18 protein-coding genes, 1 tRNA gene and 1 pseudogene are annotated in these 17,363 nt (G+C 58.4%); 5 read left to right on the top strand and 15 right to left on the bottom strand.

Annotated elements, in window-relative coordinates; genetic code table 11:
* Positions 1-2: 2 nt before the first annotated feature.
* Both phnX and DKK66_RS00930 read left to right on the top strand, forming a co-directional pair.
* A complete protein-coding gene (phnX, locus tag DKK66_RS00925; RefSeq protein ID WP_131354689.1) occupies positions 3-818 on the top strand; it encodes a phosphonoacetaldehyde hydrolase in 816 nt (271 codons plus the stop codon).
* Complete coding sequence (locus tag DKK66_RS00930) at positions 815-2,233, top strand: FAD-dependent oxidoreductase (protein ID WP_131354692.1); 1,419 nt, start codon at positions 815-817, stop codon at positions 2,231-2,233. Before phnX ends, DKK66_RS00930 begins: the two co-directional genes overlap by 4 nt.
* Positions 2,234-2,314: 81 nt before the next feature.
* Here the strand turns inward: DKK66_RS00930 and DKK66_RS00935 are convergent, their stop codons facing one another.
* Positions 2,315-3,220: a LysR family transcriptional regulator gene (locus tag DKK66_RS00935; RefSeq protein WP_131354697.1), complete on the bottom strand. Its 906-nt coding sequence runs from the start codon at positions 3,218-3,220 to the stop codon at positions 2,315-2,317.
* Between the two features lie 100 nt (positions 3,221-3,320).
* Here DKK66_RS00935 and DKK66_RS00940 point away from each other — a divergent pair, with 100 nt between their 5' ends.
* Positions 3,321-4,406, top strand: coding sequence for a tartrate dehydrogenase (locus DKK66_RS00940; protein ID WP_131354700.1), 1,086 nt, complete (start codon positions 3,321-3,323; stop codon positions 4,404-4,406).
* 129 nt (positions 4,407-4,535) lie between these two features.
* Here the strand turns inward: DKK66_RS00940 and DKK66_RS00945 are convergent, their stop codons facing one another.
* The 13 genes and pseudogenes from DKK66_RS00945 to DKK66_RS01000 all read right to left on the bottom strand — a co-directional run bounded on the left by DKK66_RS00945 (position 4,536) and on the right by DKK66_RS01000 (position 14,358).
* A complete protein-coding gene (locus DKK66_RS00945; RefSeq protein WP_131354703.1) occupies positions 4,536-4,901 on the bottom strand; it encodes a sulfite exporter TauE/SafE family protein in 366 nt (121 codons plus the stop codon).
* 51 nt (positions 4,902-4,952) lie between these two features.
* Positions 4,953-5,387, bottom strand: coding sequence for a CZB domain-containing protein (locus DKK66_RS20710; RefSeq protein WP_242673609.1), 435 nt, complete (start codon positions 5,385-5,387; stop codon positions 4,953-4,955).
* Between the two features lie 12 nt (positions 5,388-5,399).
* Positions 5,400-5,669 (bottom strand): annotated as a pseudogene (locus tag DKK66_RS20715) (methyl-accepting chemotaxis protein); the annotation flags it as partial.
* 427 nt (positions 5,670-6,096) lie between these two features.
* Complete coding sequence (locus DKK66_RS00955) at positions 6,097-6,747, bottom strand: bifunctional 2-polyprenyl-6-hydroxyphenol methylase/3-demethylubiquinol 3-O-methyltransferase UbiG (protein WP_131354709.1); 651 nt, start codon at positions 6,745-6,747, stop codon at positions 6,097-6,099.
* Positions 6,744-7,058 carry a helix-turn-helix transcriptional regulator gene (locus tag DKK66_RS00960; protein ID WP_131354712.1) on the bottom strand — a complete coding sequence of 105 codons (315 nt, stop codon included), beginning with the start codon at positions 7,056-7,058 and terminating at the stop codon, positions 6,744-6,746. Before DKK66_RS00960 ends, DKK66_RS00955 begins: the two co-directional genes overlap by 4 nt.
* Before the next feature lie 211 nt (positions 7,059-7,269).
* Positions 7,270-7,653, bottom strand: a complete 384-nt coding sequence (locus DKK66_RS00965) for a rhodanese-like domain-containing protein (RefSeq protein WP_131354715.1) — start codon at positions 7,651-7,653, stop codon at positions 7,270-7,272.
* Positions 7,654-7,681: 28 nt separating this feature from the next.
* Entirely contained in the window at positions 7,682-7,876 is a 195-nt protein-coding gene (locus DKK66_RS00970) for a DUF3149 domain-containing protein (RefSeq protein WP_242673545.1), read from the bottom strand.
* Between the two features lie 35 nt (positions 7,877-7,911).
* Positions 7,912-8,226 (bottom strand): hypothetical protein, encoded by a 315-nt coding sequence (locus DKK66_RS00975; RefSeq protein WP_131354718.1) that lies wholly within the window; start codon positions 8,224-8,226, stop codon positions 7,912-7,914.
* A gap of 5 nt (positions 8,227-8,231) precedes the next feature.
* Positions 8,232-8,543, bottom strand: coding sequence for a rhodanese-like domain-containing protein (locus DKK66_RS00980; RefSeq protein ID WP_165494086.1), 312 nt, complete (start codon positions 8,541-8,543; stop codon positions 8,232-8,234).
* Between the two features lie 7 nt (positions 8,544-8,550).
* A complete protein-coding gene (locus tag DKK66_RS00985; protein ID WP_131354724.1) occupies positions 8,551-9,897 on the bottom strand; it encodes a TolC family protein in 1,347 nt (448 codons plus the stop codon).
* Positions 9,894-10,130, bottom strand: a complete 237-nt coding sequence (locus tag DKK66_RS00990; protein WP_131354727.1) for a DUF2892 domain-containing protein — start codon at positions 10,128-10,130, stop codon at positions 9,894-9,896. The genes DKK66_RS00985 and DKK66_RS00990 overlap by 4 nt, the downstream gene beginning before the upstream one ends.
* A gap of 23 nt (positions 10,131-10,153) precedes the next feature.
* Positions 10,154-13,339 (bottom strand): efflux RND transporter permease subunit, encoded by a 3,186-nt coding sequence (locus tag DKK66_RS00995; RefSeq protein WP_131354730.1) that lies wholly within the window; start codon positions 13,337-13,339, stop codon positions 10,154-10,156.
* Entirely contained in the window at positions 13,336-14,358 is a 1,023-nt protein-coding gene (locus DKK66_RS01000; RefSeq protein WP_131354733.1) for an efflux RND transporter periplasmic adaptor subunit, read from the bottom strand. Before DKK66_RS01000 ends, DKK66_RS00995 begins: the two co-directional genes overlap by 4 nt.
* Positions 14,359-14,522: 164 nt before the next feature.
* On the opposite strand from DKK66_RS01000, the gene DKK66_RS01005 reads away from it, so the two are divergent.
* Complete coding sequence (locus tag DKK66_RS01005) at positions 14,523-15,809, top strand: NAD(P)/FAD-dependent oxidoreductase (RefSeq protein ID WP_131354735.1); 1,287 nt, start codon at positions 14,523-14,525, stop codon at positions 15,807-15,809.
* 570 nt (positions 15,810-16,379) lie between these two features.
* Here the strand turns inward: DKK66_RS01005 and DKK66_RS01010 are convergent.
* Positions 16,380-16,470: transfer RNA gene (locus DKK66_RS01010), tRNA-Ser, on the bottom strand.
* A 169-nt stretch (positions 16,471-16,639) separates the two neighbouring features.
* Between DKK66_RS01010 and DKK66_RS01015 the strand changes: the two genes are divergently transcribed.
* Complete coding sequence (locus tag DKK66_RS01015; RefSeq protein WP_207389833.1) at positions 16,640-17,173, top strand: GNAT family N-acetyltransferase; 534 nt, start codon at positions 16,640-16,642, stop codon at positions 17,171-17,173.
* Positions 17,174-17,363: the final 190 nt, after the last annotated feature.

A 17,363-nucleotide genomic window follows, 5' to 3' on the forward strand; every position in this document is an offset into this window, starting at 1 on the left:
ACATGCAAGGCTATCAACATCTGGAAGCTGTGATTTTCGACTGGGCCGGTACCGTGGTGGACTTCGGTTCCTTCGCCCCCACCCAGGTACTGATCGACGTATTCGCTGCCCAGGGTGTCGCGGTAAGCATGGCCGAAGCACGCATCCCCATGGGCCTGGCCAAGTGGGACCACATCAAGGCGCTCGGTCAGCTACCGGACGTGGCCGCCCGCTGGCAGGCGCGTTTTGGCAGCCCCATGCAGGATGCGGATGTCGACCGGCTGTATCAGCAGTTCATGCCCTTGCAGGTGGAGCGGGTGGGCGAATATTCGGCACCGATTCCGGGTGCCATCGACACCATCAACCAGTTGCGGGCCCGTGATTTGAAGATTGGCAGCTGCTCCGGCTATCCGCGCGTGGTGATGGACCGCCTGCTGCCGCTGGCCGCTGCTGCAGGCTATGCGCCGGACCACACCGTGGCCACCGATGACCTGCCGGCAGGCGGCCGCCCGGGGCCGTGGATGGCGCTGGCCAATGTACTGGCGCTGGCGCTGAAGGATGTGCGTCATTGCGTCAAGGTGGATGACACCGTCCCCGGCATTGCCGAAGGCCTGAGTGCCGGCATGTGGACCGTGGGGCTGTCCGCCAGCGGCAATGCGGTTGGCCTGACAGCGGAAGAATGGCTGGCACTCACCCCGGCACAGCAGGAGAGCCATCGTCAGCCGGCCGCCAGCCAGCTCACGGCGGCAGGCGCGCATTATGTGGTGGATACCATTGCCCAGCTACCGGCGGTGCTGGCGCTGATTGACGCCAGAATGGCCAAGGGTGAGCGCCCATGAGCCAGCTTCCCTACTGGCTGGCCGAAGCGCTGGCCGCCGAGCGCAGCCCGCCACGGCCCGCGCTACAGGGCAGGCAGCGTGCCGATGTCTGTATTGTCGGCGGCGGATTCACCGGCCTGTGGACCGCCATCATGTGCAAGCAGGCCAGGCCGGACTGGCAGGTGGTGGTACTGGAAAAGGCCCGCTGCGGCAGCGGTGCCTCCGGCCGCAATGGTGGCTGCATGCTGACCTGGTCCACCAAGTACCCCTCGCTGCGCCGCTGGTTTGGTGACAGCGAAGCCAGCCGACTGGTACAGGCATCCGAACAGGCCGTGGCCGACATCGCCAGTTTTTGCCAGCAACACGCCATTGACGCCGACATCCGGCTGGGCGGTGCCGTATATGCCGCCAGCAATCCGGCGCAAATCGGCCGTCTGGCCCCGGTTCTGTCCATGCTGCAAGAACACGGCCTGAACAGCTGGACTGCCCTGTCCCCGGCCCAAACCCGTGCGCTCAGTGGCTCCGCCCTGCTGCAGGACGGCTACCACAGTGCGCCGGCCGGCAGCCTGCAACCGGGCAAGCTGGTGCGGGGACTGCTGCGCGTGGCCAGCGAAATGGGCGTGCAGGTGCATGAACACAGCGCCATGACCCATCTGCAGGAGGACGGGCAGGTCATCCTTCATACCGCGCAGGGCCAGGTGGAAGCCAGCCAGGCCGTGCTGGCGCTCAACGCCGACATGCCCGGACAGTTTCCTGCCTTTGCCAACAGCATCCTGCTGGTTTCATCCGACATGATCATCACCGACGCCCGCCCCGGGGAAATCAGCACACTGGGGCTGGAGCGCGGTCAGGCTGTGTGCGACCTGCGCACCTTCGTCCACTACTGGCGCAGCACACCGGACGGGCGGCTGATGCTGGGCAAGGGCGGCAACCACATTGCCTTTGGCAACCGCATGCAAGCCTGTTTCGACCAGCCCAGCCGTCATGCGGCAGCCTTGCAGCTCACCATGGGACGGCTTTTCCCCAGCCTGGCCACGGCACCGGTAGTGCAAAGCTGGACTGGCGCGTCAGATCGCTCCGCCACCGGCTTTCCCTTTTTTGGCCGGCTTCCCGGCCATCAACGGGTGCTGTACGGGCTGGGTTACTCCGGCAACGGCGTGGTGCAGTCCCATCTGGGTGGGCGCATCCTGTCCTCGCTGCTGCTGGGCGAGCGCAATGCCTGGACCGACAGCGGGCTGGTGCGCGGCCCGCTCGCCCACTTCCCGCCCGAACCGCTGCGCTGGTGCGGCGCCATGCTGGTGCGCAATGCCATTCGGCGCGTGGAACAGGCCGAAGACCGGCAGCACAAGCCGCGCTGGCTGGACACCAGGCTGGCCGCCTGTGCCGGCATGGCGGGCAAAACCGACCATGCCAGGCCGGATGCTACGCATGGATAAGGGAAGTACACAGCAACCGGGCCTACGGTATGACAGTCGGTCTGGCTGTCGGTCTGGTGGACAGTCCGGCACCCGGTCAGGCTAGCCCGCCAGACGGGTGGCAAACCATTGCTGCAAAAAGGCAACGCACACCCGCACCTTGGCCGAAGCAGAAGAGCGTTCCGGATACACCGCCCACACATCGGCTGGCTGGTATTGCGTCGGCAAGATGTGCAGCAGGCGTCCTTGCTGCACGTCATCTGCCACATCCCAGGCCGAGCGCAGGATGATGCCGTGGCTGTCCAGCGCCCATTGCCGGGCGATTTCGCCGTTGTTGCTGGCCAGCCTGCCCCCCACCCGCACCACTTGCTCGCCTTGCGGGCCGTGCAAGGTCCAGCGGCCATAGTCCTGGTCCCGCTCGCGGATCAGGATGCACTGGTGCCGCGCCAGTTCCGCCACCGACGCCGGCATACCGTGGGCAGCCACATAGGACGGTGCAGCACACAATATCCGTCGGTTGGCGGCAATGCGGCGGGTAATGACATTGCCTTCACGCACGCTGCCCACGCGGATATCCAGCTGGAAGCCCTCCTCTACCAGATCCACCGCCCGGTCCAGCAATTCCAGCTGTATTTCCAGTTGCGGCTGTTGCAAGGCCAGCGCCGACAGTGCGGCCGCCAGCTTGCTGCGGCCAAAACCGCTGCTGCTGCAAATGCGGATCAGCCCGTCGGCCTGTGACTTCTCCTGCGATACCGCTTCGCCCATCAGCCGCACATCTTCCAGGATGCGCAGCGCCCACTGATGCACCACTTCGCCCTGTGCGGTAAGGCCGACCTGCCGCGTGGTGCGGTGAAACAGACGCTCCTTGATGGCCTGCTCCAACAGGCCGATACGCTTGCTGACCAGCGCCTTGGACACCCCCATGGCGCGAGCGGTGGCGGCAAAGCTGCGGTGACGCACTACCTGGCAAAACAATTGCAGATCATCCAGCTGCGGCGTTTCGTTCACGATTCATGTCCAATCAATCAACAGTAAACAGGATTGTAAATGCGGCGTAGCTTGTTAAGCTCGGTTTTTGCCTGCGGACTGCTCAAGGAAAGTCGATACCATGAAACACAAAATTGCCGTGATTGCCGGGGACGGGATCGGTCAGGAAGTCATGCCGGAAGGGCTGCGCGTACTGCAAGCGGCCAGCCGCCGGTTTGGTCTGGAACTGGAGTTTCAGGTTTTCGACTGGGCCAATTGCGACTACTACCTGCAACACGGACAGATGATGCCGGACGACTGGCATGCTCAGCTGTCCGGCTGTGACGCCATCTATTTTGGCGCGGTGGGCTGGCCGGACAAAGTGCCGGACCATGTGTCGCTATGGGGCTCCTTGCTCAAGTTCCGCCGAGCATTCGACCAGTACGCCAATGTGCGCCCGGTGCGGCTGATGCCCGGCATTCCCTGCCCACTGGCTGGCAAGCAGGTGGGCGATATCGACTTCATGGTGGTGCGGGAGAATACCGAGGGCGAGTACTCCTCCATCGGCGGCCGCATTTTTGAAGGCACCGAACGGGAAACCGTGGTGCAGGAATCCATCTTCACCCGTCACGGCACCGATCGCATCCTGAAATTTGCCTTCGAAATGGCACAAAAGCGGCCGAAAAAACACCTCACCTCCGCCACCAAATCCAACGGCATCGCCATCAGCATGCCCTACTGGGACGAGCGGCTGGAGGCCATGGCCGGGCATTACCCGGATGTGGCCTGGGACAAATACCACATCGACATCCTTACCGCACGCTTCGTCCTCAGCCCGGAGCGCTTTGATGTGGTGGTGGCGTCCAACCTGTTTGGCGACATCCTGTCCGACCTGGGCCCGGCCTGTACCGGCACCATCGGCATTGCCCCATCGGCCAACCTGAACCCGGAACGCAACTTCCCTTCGCTATTCGAGCCGGTACACGGTTCCGCCCCGGACATTTACGGCCAGGGCATTGCCAACCCGATTGCCATGATCTGGTGCGGCGCGATGATGCTGGAATTCCTGGGCCAGGGAGATGCCCGCTATCAGGCCGCGCACGATGGCATCATGGCGGCCATCCACCAGGTACTGGAACACGGCCCGCGCACCCCGGACATGGGTGGCGATGCCAGCACGCAAATGCTGGGACAGGCCATTGCACAAGCCTTGACAGAGGCAGGCTGAGTCAGCGCAAACGAAAACAGCAAAGCCCTGAATTTTCAGGGCTTTTCCGAGCATCTGGCACAGAGGAAGGCATCGATAACACAAAGCTGCCCAACCAGCCGTAACAAGCATGTTCAAGCCATCACGTGTTCAACGCCGGCCATCCCAGAAGACATAGCAGCCCAGCACAATCAGAAACAGGCCGAACAGGCTTTTCATGAGCTTTGAATCAAGCTGACTAACCCCACGGGCGCCAATCCAGGCACCCAGCATCAATGACAGGGCAATCAGCACCGCAGCCTTGAAATTGACCTCCCCTTGCCGGTAGTACTCCAGTACGGCCAGTACCCCGACGGGTGGCAGCAATACGGCCAAACTGGTGCCCGTTGCCATTTTCTGAGAGAAACCGACTCCGTACAGCAAGGCAGGCACAATCAGCACCCCGCCTCCAATGCCAAACAAGCCGGACAAGATGCCGGCACACAGACCTATCAGAACAAACAGCACACTATCCATACGAATTGCTCCAGATGCACAAAGCCAATCCGATGGCTCCAGGCACAGGCCTTAATGTCCACACCCTGTAAAACTGCCCATTTCTGCATTCACCGCCATGCGCTCCAATTCCGCAATCACTGCAATGCTGGCATCTTCCATTGCGGCAATTTCTTTGGTGGTCTTCTCTGCATCTCCCGCAGCAAAGGCTGCCAGGGCCTGTAATGCATGCTGATGCACCAGTTCGTGAAAGCGCTCCAATTCCTTATAACCAGGAAGTTTGGAAAAGCACTGCTTGCCTTCACCCTGGTAATACCATTTACCCAAGCGGCAGTTGGTGTGCGTTGCAAAAGCATCTGCCTGCTCCTTCGTCACGCCCAAAACGACAAGGTAAACCCGGAACTTGTAGATGATGTGGTCGAACTTGGCGACTTCACAAAAGCCGCGCAGTGCATTGGAAGTCAGCGCCGTCTCTATCGCGCCAGTACTTTCCAGCAGCTCATGCATGACTTTCGAGGAATGTTGCCCATCCTGTGCCAGTTCTTGCGCTTCACTGGCCAGAGTCGCTATTTGCTCACGACTCTGGCTACTACTCTGGCGGATCTCTTCCACCAGAACGGCAATCTCGCTGGTTGCCCCGGTAGTACGCTCTGCCAGCTTGCGTACCTCATCCGCAACGACAGCAAATCCCCGGCCTTGCTCACCGGCCCTGGCTGCTTCAATCGCAGCATTCAGGGCCAGCAAATTGGTTTGGTCCGCAACTTCCTTGATCAGGTTCACTATCCCGCCAACTTTCTGTGCTTGCTGATCAAGCGCACCGATATGACTGGCGGTACTGCTGGAACTACCAGCCAATGTCGCCAACTTGGACGACATATTGCTGACGGCATTACGTGACTCTGTCGACAAGGCTCTTTCATGCGCGACCTGTTCAATTTCAGAACGCATCGCATCGGCCAGCGTTGACAATGAAGATTGTCCATCGCGCATCGATGTCGAAAATGTCACCAGATTGGCTAATAGTTGCTGATGACTGGCAAGCTTTTTCTCCAGGCTCGCTTTTTCATGCTGCATTTGCTGTTGCTGCAACTGTGACTGTTCCAGCTGATGGCGCAATGACATGAGCTCGGCCTGAGCCTGCGCATACTGGGTTTGCAGGACTTCGACTTCAGCATTTTTCTTGAAAAAAAACATGGCTCAGCCTTATTGAATTGAACTACCCGGCATCAGATATTTTTTGCGCCACCATGCCGATCACGGATGACATCCCGCAGTGCCGCATTCCCTCTTGCAAGACTTTTTCATACTCTTGCAGCTCGATAAGCTTGCACGCGGAAAATGCTTCACGCAGCAGTTCCGGGGTATAGAGATGATCCAGCGCAGAAGGCCCGCCCGTGCCATGGGCTAGCTGCCGGGGGTTATAGCCCAATAGCAGGATATGACCTCCCGGTTTGCACAGATTCAGCATGTCGGCAAACTGCTTTTGCCTTTGTTCTGGATCTGCAAACTGAATGAATACAGCGATAACCCAGTCATAGCGGTTATGCTCCGAGCAGTCCGGCCATTGCGAATCAAGCATGTCACCATGCTGGAAGTCGACACATACCTGGCGGGCAGCAGCCAGGCTTCTGGCTTTGTGCAAGGCGGTGACAGAGAACTCCACTGCAGTCACCTTCAAACCCTGGCCTGCAAGCCAGACAGAGTTCCGTCCTTCTCCATCGGCCAGACAGATAGCGGTTTGTCCTGTCTGAAACAATTCCTTCTTGCTGGCCAGGTATTCGTTTGGCTCAACGCCAAACAAAAAATCGTCTCCGGCTGACTGATAACGCTGCTCCCAGTCAGCACCACCACTGGATATGGAACTCATGCCTTCCCCCTGAGCATTTCATCGATATAGGTATTTTTTATTGTCTTGAGCATCGCGGCAATATTCTTGTCCTGAATGGAATAGAAGATTGAGCGTCCTTCTTTACGCGTAGCAACCACCCCATTCAGCCGCAAGACAGTCAGTTGCTGAGACAAGGATGGCTGACGCAAGCAACTGAGCGACCCTAATTGGGCAACCGTTTTCTCGCCATGCAACAAGTTATACAAGAGGCATAGACGATCCGGATTTCCCAGGATCTTGAACTTGTCCGCCACTTGCCTTGCCGTCTCTTTGAGTGGATCAGATTCCATGGCCCGAGGCTCCATCAGATTTTCTTCACAAGCGCTGACAGGGTTGATAGGTATCGCACGCATTTATCTGCAATGCACATACTCCTAATCCCATGTCCTGTCTGATTTGGTTGAATTGGATCTTGAAGAGAATCAGTTGCCAGCGCATGAAGCCGGATGGCTACTGAACAAGAGAGAAGCCCAGGTGCACCTTATGTGCACCTGAGAATATTTAGTCGAAACTGATTGCGGGCTGCTCCGTCTGCCGGGCGGAGGCATGCCATGCATCATAACCACCGGCGAGAGAGCTCACCTGTATAAACCCCATCGAAGCCAGGGTCTGTGCAGCCAATGCTGCCCGGCCACCCGTCTTGCAATAGACCAGAATCTGGCGACCGGTATCCTGCAGGGCAGGATTAGAGGACAGGACAAATTCCAGCATTCCCCGCGGGATGTTCAATGCGCCAGGCAAGTGGCCTTCCTGATACTCACCAGGCTCACGCACATCCAATAGCAAGACATTTGCATCACCTACCAGGCTGTCGGCCTGCTCCAGGGATAGTTCTGTGATTGATGCTTTGGCTTTGACAACCAATTCATGGGCAGGGATAAACATTTCCACTCCTGAGTTTAGAACGCAACGCTCAGTCGTTGGGGCCGGCTTTTTTCACCTTGTTAACAACAATCCAGACCGCACCCACAACCACCACGGTTGCAATGACAATGGTGATGATGCTGAGCACACCCACATCATCCGAAAGCAGCTCTTTCCACAGTTCCATGATTGATCCTCTCAAAGAGATGAAGCCCATTAACCATGCTATTGATATGGTTTTCATGCTCTTTGATCAGGATCAACATCAATGAAACATTATCACTTTTTCTTAAATATAACGCGCCAAACAAAGACAGCTACACAGAGCGCGACTGCGGCCCCAGAGCCCGCTGCAATCGAGAGCAACTGGGCATGAAGCTCGGATACACCATAGTGGTAGTAACCAAGCCCCATCGCGATGGAGAGGCTCAACGCAATACCTAAGCGGAATATCAGGTAAAAAGACTTGTCTTTATTCAAATGCGCTGCCAGTCGCTGCCATCCGCTCAACGACACCAAGCCCCTATCCAGACCAGCAAGCAGAAATCCCAGCAGCACAAAAACAGCGGTATTTGATAACTGAGACTGGAGCATGTGCCTTATCTCCCAAGCATCCGGTTGACCGTGGCTGTATTCTTGCCGTTGATCACCTCACTCACTCCACCGTTCAGCAGCACTTTTCTCGCCATGGCGGACCGCGCACCGGAACGGCAATAAACCACAACAGGTTGACCAAGTTTCCTCAGTCGCTCCGTCTGCGCAGGCAAAGCAGACAATGGAATGTTGACCGCATCCTGTACATGTCCGCTGGCGAACTCGCCAGCTTCGCGTACGTCAACAATCAGAGCATTGGGAGGCAGCACTACCGGCTGACTGGGCGAACCGAATAATCTGAATATGAATTCGAACATGGTGTCCTCAGTGCAACAGCCGGTTAAGCTGCATGATACGGTTGATATCCAGCTGGCCACTTGCAGCCTGTAATTGCAGCCATGCCAATGCTGTCTGGTAGCGGGTTTGAGCCAGTTCACTCTCCAGGCCTGCTTTGGCCTGCTGTACATTCAGTACGTCCAGCAGGGTGCGAGCCCCTTCGTCATGCCCCAGCTGCGTGGCATCCAGCTGACGCTGGATGGCTGCGCCTGCCAGTTGCAGGGCCTTGATACGGCTCATCCCTTGACGCAGGCCAAGCCAGCTGGCACGCGCCATGTCTTCCACCGCATTACCGGTTTGGGCCAGCTGATACTCGCTGGCGTCACTGCGTGCCAGCGATTCCTCCAGCTTGGCACTGCGATATCCACCGGTGAAGATGGGAATATTCACTTCCAGCCCGACATAATTCTGACGGCCATTTTGCAAGGCAGGACCAGCATGCCAGCGATCCTCACCAGCTTGTGCCACCAACTCCAGTCTGGGTGACTTCCACGACCGGTACTTTTCCACTTCAGCACGCGTAGCTTCACGAGAAGCCTGCGACATGGCGATTTGCGGATTGGCTTGTCTTGCCTGCGCCACGATGCTGGCCAGATCCCCGGCATCCAGCCCGGATTTTTCATCCAGTACCGGCAGATCAGACAAACGCGTGGCTGACTCGCCGGTCAACAGGACATACCGTTGCTCAGCCAGCTCCACTTGCTGGCGAGAAGCCAGCAACTGTGCCTGCAGCAAGGCTTGTCTCGCTGATGCTTCTTCTTGCTCGGTAATGGGAATATCACCACTGCGATAGCGCGCAGTCGCCACATCCAGCGCTCGGCTGGTGGCTTGCAACTGGCTTTCCAGTGCACGCAGGCTGGCACGGGCTGCCAGCACGCCGAAATAGCTGTCTGCGAGTCGCAGCATCGCCATTTGCCGTTTGAGCGCCAGCTGCGCCCCGCCGGCCTTGGCCTGTTGCTGTAGCTGTGCCGCATTGGCAAAGGCGGCAGCATCCAGCACCGGCTGACGCAGCTCCACCCCCCAATACTGGCGGCTGGCATGATTGAGATCAGTGCTGAACTGCACCTGGTCCGATGCCATATTGGGTGTGGCAAAATGCGCACCTTCGGTGTTTTGCACCATTTGCCCTTGCCCTGCTCCGGCACGCACCCCGACCTTGGGCAAGTAGAAGGAACGGGCCTGGGCGTCGTATTGCGCATCTGCCCTGCCGCTGGATTGATCGGCCAGCCATTGCGGGTCATGCCCGGCTGCCGCCTGCCAGGCTTGTAACAAATCGGTCGCCTGTGCCACTGAGCCAAGCAGACTCAGGGCAAGGAACAATATCCGGGGTTTCATGCACAGCCTCCCTTGCCACAACTGCCGCTGCTTTCAGGCACACCCAGCTTTTTCAGCAGGATGGCCAGCGGGCAGAAATTGGTCAGGCTGAACTGGAACAGGTTGGCCCCGACAAATGCAGTCAACCACAGGAAATTGGCTGATACGAATACCGGGCTGGCCTGTACCCCCAGTGCCAGACTCAGCAGAATCATCAGCCCGGCAAAGAAACGGATGCAGCGTTCAACATTCATGATGTTCTCCTCGTGGGCTAGTGTCAGTTTTTCGGCTTGAAAGCCATGTAGTACAGCAGTGGAATCACCACCAGCGTGAGAACGGTGGAGACCAGAATGCCGAAGATCAGCGAGATGGCCAGACCATTGAAGATAGGGTCATCCAGAATGAAGAAGGCGCCGATCATCGCCGCCAGCCCGGTCAGCATGATGGGCTGGGCACGCGTGGCGGCCGAAGCAATCACCGCCTCTTCCATCCGCATTCCCGCAGCCACCTGCATGCGGATGAAGTCCACCAACAAGATGGAGTTGCGCACGATGATGCCGGCCAGCGCGATCATGCCAATCATGGATGTGGCAGTGAATTGCGAGCCCAACAAGGCATGGCCGGGCATCACGCCGATAATGGTGAGTGGGATGGGGGCCATGATGATGAGCGGCACCAGGTAGGAGCCGAAATGCGCCACCACCAGCAGGTAAATCAGAATCAGCCCGACACCGTAAGCCGCTCCCATGTCGCGGAAGGTTTCATAGGTAATCTGCCATTCACCGTCCCACTTGATGGCGTATTGCCTGAAACCATCGGCAGGCTGCTTGATAAAGTATTCAGCCGGGTGCTCCCCACTTGCGGCAGTCAATGCCAGCACGGCCTTGCGCATGCCGAACATGCCATACAAGGGGCTGTCGGTACTGCCTGCCATGTCCCCCACAACGTAGTCCACCGGCAAGCCATCCTTGCGATAGCGCACCCGGTCCTCCGGCAGACGCTGCTGGCTGACCAAGGCCGACAGCGGCAGCACGCTACCGTCGCCACCACGCACCGGCGTAGCCAGCACGGTATCCAGATTGCCCTTGTAACGGTCGGCCAGCCGTAGCTGGATGGCCGTGGGGTATTTGCTGCCGTCATGCAGATAGCTGGCGGCGCGGCCATTCATGGCAATGGTCAGGGCCTGGGTGATGGCTGCCTGCGGCACACCATGCTGCATGGCCTTTTCGCGGTCTACCTGCAGTACGATTTTCTCGGGCAAGGGCTGTACGCTGCTGTCGACATCAACAATGCCATCGGCTTGATGGAAAACACCTTCAACAGCGGAGGCAAGCGCGGCGCGCCCGGCAAGGTCCGGGCCGTAAACTTCGGCCACGATGGGTGCCATGACCGGCGGTCCGGGCGGTACTTCCACCACTTTGAGCCGGGCATGGTAACGCGCGGCAATCTGCTGCAATGGCGCACGGAAGGCCAGTGCAATGGCATGGCTGCTACGATGACGCTCGCCCTTGGGCAGCAAGTCCACCTGCACATCGCCGCTTTCATTACCGGCACGCAGGTAGTACTGCCGCACCAGGCCATTGAAGTTGATGGGGGCGGCCACTCCGGCATATGCCTGATAGTTTTGCACTTCCGGCTGCTGTGCCAGCCAGGTGGTCATTTCATGCAGGGCGGCAGCGGTATCTTCCAGCGCGCTGCCAGCAGGCATGTCCACCACCAGTTGCAGCTCGGATTTGTTATCGAATGGCAGCATTTTCAGTACCACCAGTCGCGCTACCGGCAAGGTAATGGAGAGCAACAGCAAACCCAGCACCCCCAGCATCAGCAAGCGGCGCGCCCGCTTGCCGCCTGCGTCGGCCAGAAACGGCGAGAACACCTTGTGTGCCAGCGGCTGCAACCGTGCAGCCAGACCGTCCTGATGCACCGCAGCACCAGACAACCAGCGCCGGGCCAGCCACGGGGTGATGGTGAAGGCAATCGCCAGTGAAATCAGCATGCCCATGGAAGCATTGATGGGAATCGGGCTCATGTAGGGGCCCATCAGGCCGCTGACAAAAGCCATGGGCAGCAAGGCCGCAATCACGGTCAGGGTGGCCAGAATGGTGGGGCCGCCTACCTCATCCACCGCAGCCGGAATCAGGCTGGCCAGCGTGGCATCGGGCTTGAGCAGCTTGTGGCGGTGAATGTTTTCCACCACCACGATGGCGTCATCCACCAGGATGCCAATGGAGAAAATCAGTGCGAACAGCGATACCCGGTTGAGCGTAAAGCCCCAGGCCCAGGAGGCAAACAAGGTGGCGGACAGGGTCAGCACCACGGCCAGGCCGACAATGGCTGCTTCGCGCCGTCCCAACGAGAAGAACACCAGCACCACCACCGAAGCGGTAGCGAAAATCAGCTTCTCGATCAGCTTGACGGCTTTTTCATTGGCGGTTTCGCCATAGTTGCGGGTCATATCCACACTGACCTGCTGCGGAATCACCGTATTGCGCAGGCTAGCCATTTTTGCCGCCAGCTTGTCGGCAATCACCACGGCGTTTTCGCCGGGCTTCTTGGTAATGCTGATGGTAACTGCCGGGTACTCACCGCCCTTGTTACCACCCTTGCCATACCAGACATAGCTTTGTGGTGCCGGAGCCCCCTGAGTGACTTGTGCCACATCGCGCAGGAACACCGGACGGTGATTGCTCACCCCCACCACCAACTGGGCCACATCTTCCACCGAGGTGAGAAACGGCCCGGTTTCCACCCGCGTGGCGGTCTGATTGAGAATCTGCCCGGCGGGCAAGGAGACATTGGCTGCGGCGATGGCACGCTGCACGTCGTCCAGGGTAAGCCCGGCACGGCTCAGTGCCTGCGGGTTGAACTCCACACCGACGGTCTGGGAAGTCCCGCCGGTGGTAGTCACTTCGCGTGTACCGGCCACGCGCTTCAGTTCGCCTTCGGCAACGTGGGCAACGCGCTCCAGCTCGCTGCGCCCCAGCGTGCCGTCCTGGTTGTACAGGGTGTATGTCACGATGGGCACATCATCGATGCCCTTGGGCTTGATCAGCGGCGGCAAGGTGCCAAGGCCGGGCGGCAGCCAGTCGGCATGGCTGTTGACGGTGTCGTACAGACGCACCAGCGCGTCAATGCGTGGCACGCCCACCTTGAACTGCACGGTGAGAATGGCCATGCCCGGACGGGAAACCGCATAAACGTGATCCACCCCATCAATCTGCCCCAGTACCTGCTCGGCCGGCTGCGCAACTTGCGCTTCTACCGTAGCCACCGTGGCACCCGGAAAGGCCACCATGACATTGGCCATGGTGACATTGATTTGCGGCTCTTCCTCACGCGGCGTTACCAGCGTGGCAAACAGGCCCAGCAAAATGGCAAGCAAGCCCATGAGCGGCGTGATGTGGGCAGTCTGGAAAAATCCTGCCAGTCGCCCGGAAATGCCCAGCTGATTGGCGGGTTTCACTTGCTGTCTCCTTGCATCTGATTACGCGCTACTGCCGGATTGAGCACCAGCTTGTCACCCGTTTTCAGCCCGCTCAGGATTTCAGTCTGCTCACCCAGGGACTTGCCGCTTCGCACGTAGCGCAGCACCGGTTTGCCATTGGCAGACAGCACGTATACGGCATTGAATTCGCCAAATTGCACAATGCTGCCGGAGGGAACAGTCAACTGCCCTTTGCCAGCAGTAGCAAAACGCACCTGGGTGGTATTGCCAGGGGTCAGAACCGTGCCAGTCGGCAGCACGATGCGCACAGTACGCGACTGGCTTTGCTGGTCGGTGGTAGGAAACCACTGCACCTGCGCTACCGCCAGCTTCCTGTTGCCCACACTGATGACCGGTGCGACATCCCGGCGCAACTGCTCGAATGTTGCCGCCGGCAATTGCACCTCCACCCGCATGGCAGATGGGTCGTACAACTCGACAATCGGCTGGCTGGGCATGGTCACCGCACCCAGATCGCCCTGCACCCGCGACACCACGCCATTGAATGGTGCGGTCAGGCGGAATAATGCGGCCTGCGCAGAGGCCGCACCGGCCTGAGCCATCTGCGCCCTGGCTTGTGCCTCGGCAATCCGGTATTGCGCCTGAGCCTTTTCCAGTGCGGATGTACTCAGATATTGCTTGTCGGCAAGGGCCTTGGCACGCATCAGCTCATTTCTGGCCTGGGTCAGGCTGGCCTGTGCCGCTGCAATCTGCGCACGACTGGCATTGGCGGCCTGGTCAGCCGATGCGGCATCAATCTGTGCCAACAACTGTCCAGCCTTCACCGTGGCATTCACCTGTACGGGAAGTTGGCTGATGCGCCCGGCTACCGGCACCGATAGTTGAGCGGAGCGCACAGCCTGCACCAAACCAGTCGCCTCGTACCACCCCTGCTGCCCCGCTGCAGTTACCGTGACGGTTTGCAGGCTGGCAGCAAAGCCACTGGGCGAAACCAGCAAGCCCAACTGCAGCACCATTGCAATCTGTTTCAGTGTCATCACGCATCATCCTTTTGGTTTCCCGCATTCGTGGGAATGTCGCTGCAAACCACTACCTTGACATGACAAATGGTAGATGGTGCATACAATGTTTGATTTACTATTTTATATAATATAAAACAATAGAACGTAACTGCAAGTTACTTCACAACAAGGAGTGAGACATGGCCAACATCGTGATTCTGGGAGCAGGCACCGGCGGCATGCCGGCTGCTTATGAACTGCGTCATCAACTGGGGCGTGAGCACAGCATCACGCTGATCAATGCGGTAGATTATTTCCAGTTTGTACCGTCCAATCCCTGGATCGCAGTCGGCTGGCGACAGCGGGAAGACATCACCTTCGCCATCGCACCAGTGCTGGAAAAGAAGGGAATCGGTTTCATTGCCAGCCCGGTCACCAAGATTGATGCAGAGGGCAACCGTCTTTCCCTACAAAATGGCGATAGCGTGAACTATGACTATCTGGTCATTACCACCGGGCCAAAACTGGCATTTGACGAAGTCCCCGGTGCAGGCCCGGGAGGCTTTAGCCAGTCCATCTGCAGCGTGGACCACGCCGAGCATGCCTGGGAAGAATACCAACGCTTTCTGTCCGACCCCGGCCCCGCCATCATCGGTGCCATGCCGGGGGCATCCTGTTTTGGACCGGCCTACGAATTTGCCTTTGTGTTCAGTACCGATCTTAAAAAGCGCAAGCTGCGCCACAAGGTACCCATCACCTACGTGACCAGCGAGCCCTATGTCGGCCATCTTGGCCTGGGCGGGGTTGGCGACTCCAAATCCATGCTGGAAAGTGAGTTCCGCAATAACGATATCAAATGGATTACCAACGCCCGTACTACACGGGTAGATGATGGTCGCATGCTGGTGACCGAGGTCGACAATAACGGCGCAACCATCAAGGAACACGAACTGCCCTTCAAATACAGCATGATGCTGCCCGCCTTTCGTGGCGTTGATGTGGTGGCAGCAGTAGAAGGACTGTGCAACCCAAGAGGCTTCGTCATCGTCGATGAGAACCAGCGCAGTCCAAAATATCGCAATATTTTTTCGGCAGGGGTATGTATTGCCATCCCTCCTGTCGAGGTTACGCCGGTTCCAACCGGAGCTCCTAAAACCGGTTATATGATCGAAACCATGGTCACTGCCATCACCAAGAATATTCATGCAGATATCGAAGGCAGACCTGCCAAATTCAAGGGCAGCTGGAATGCCATTTGCTTGGCCGACATGGGGGACACTGGCGCTGCATTTGTGGCACTACCCCAGATACCCCCGCGCAATGTCAACTGGTTCCGTAAAGGGAAATGGGTGCATATGGCCAAGATCGCCTTCGAAAAGTACTTCCTCTACAAAATGAAGCACGGCACATCGGAGCCGATTTACGAAAAGCATGTACTCAAAAGCCTGGGAATTGAACGTCTGAATGAGGATGAGTGGAAAAGCTGATAACGCATATGGCACATCGGACTCATGCCATGCCGGACGATCATGCGCATGAGTCAACCGTTCAGACATGTGACGGGTCCGCCACCGGAGGCAGGATAAAGATGAACCCTGCCTCCTGCAAAAACCGTCTGTGAATCAATACCCTGCAGTCAAACCGAAATCCAGCATGACATTGGCCCCGGCCACCCCTGCACAGGCGAAAGACAGCAGCCAAAGCACATGGTCGGCGACTTCGGAAGGAATCAGGAAACGGGCTTCGGCCGCACAATGGCGCTCGATAGCCGTGCGCCAGTCTTTGGTGCGTAGCGAAAACGTGATTTCTTTTTTGCCGGGATAGCAAGGAGATACAACGACAAAGCGAGTAGCTGCGGGATTTGGGGTGGCGTTGCTGGTCTGCGGGTAACATTGGCATCGTTCATTGAGTTCCGATCCAAAGCATGGACAGTCAGGAACAAAACAGGACTCTATCGCCGATGTGGTGACCCAATGTGTAGGAGTGTTGTGTAGAACTGAGGAAAAAACATTGAAAAGGGCTTGAAACCGCTTTAAAAACAACACTTTAGGGGTGTTTGGCGGAGAGGGGGGGATTCGAACCCCCGTTAGGGTATTACCCTAAACACGCTTTCCAGGCGTGCGACTTAAACCACTCATCCACCTCTCCAGATGGCTGCTGCTGCACTGCAATGCCGTGCAACAGAGAAGCGCATAATACAGCCTTAACCCGATACTGACAATACCCTGTCCTGCATTTTTCGCGCCCGGCCCGGCAGTTTGTGAATGCCGCCAGCCGTGGGCTACACTGCCCGATCCCCTTGCCAGACAGCCACGCCATGCTGCTCATCATTACACCACGCCTGCAGTTGCGTGAACTTACCCCCGCCGATGCCCCGCTGGTGCTGGCCTTGCTGAACGACCCGGACTTCATCCGCAATGTGGCGGATCGTGGCATTCGTACTCTTGAAGCAGCCAGCGATTACCTGCTGCGCGGGCCTTTGCTCAGTTACGCCGAGCACGGCATCGGTTTGTGGTGTGTGGAACGGCGCGAAGACGGCCAGCCGGTAGGCATGTGCGGCCTGATACGCCGTGCGGGCCTTGCCGATGTGGACGTTGGCTACGTCATGTTGCCGGCCTGGCGGGGGCTGTCTTATGCCAGCGAGGCGGCAACGGCCTGCGTGCAGTACGGCTTGCACAGCCTGCACCTGCCGCGGGTGGTGGCTTACATCAACCCCGACAATACGGCATCCGCCCGGGTTTTGTGCAAGGCCGGACTGCATGCCTGCGGCCATACCATGCTGCCCGACGCCAAGACACCGGTACTGCTGTTCAGCAGCGATGCACCGGCCACACCAGCAGCACAGTCATAATTGATAACAAATTGTCATTGCATTGCCCCACGCAGCCGCCATGCATTGGGCTACTATCACAAAGGACATGGCGGTTGACCTGCTTTGGCAGCAGCGCGATGGCACAACAATAAAACTCGACTGAGCCTGCGCCCTTTTCCCTCGCTGCCACCGGCACCCCTGCTGCAGGCGGGCGCTGCCGGCACAGTCG

Source organism: Aquitalea sp. USM4 (assembly GCF_004328945.1).
In the GTDB taxonomy this organism is placed as follows: domain Bacteria; phylum Pseudomonadota; class Gammaproteobacteria; order Burkholderiales; family Chromobacteriaceae; genus Aquitalea; species Aquitalea pelogenes.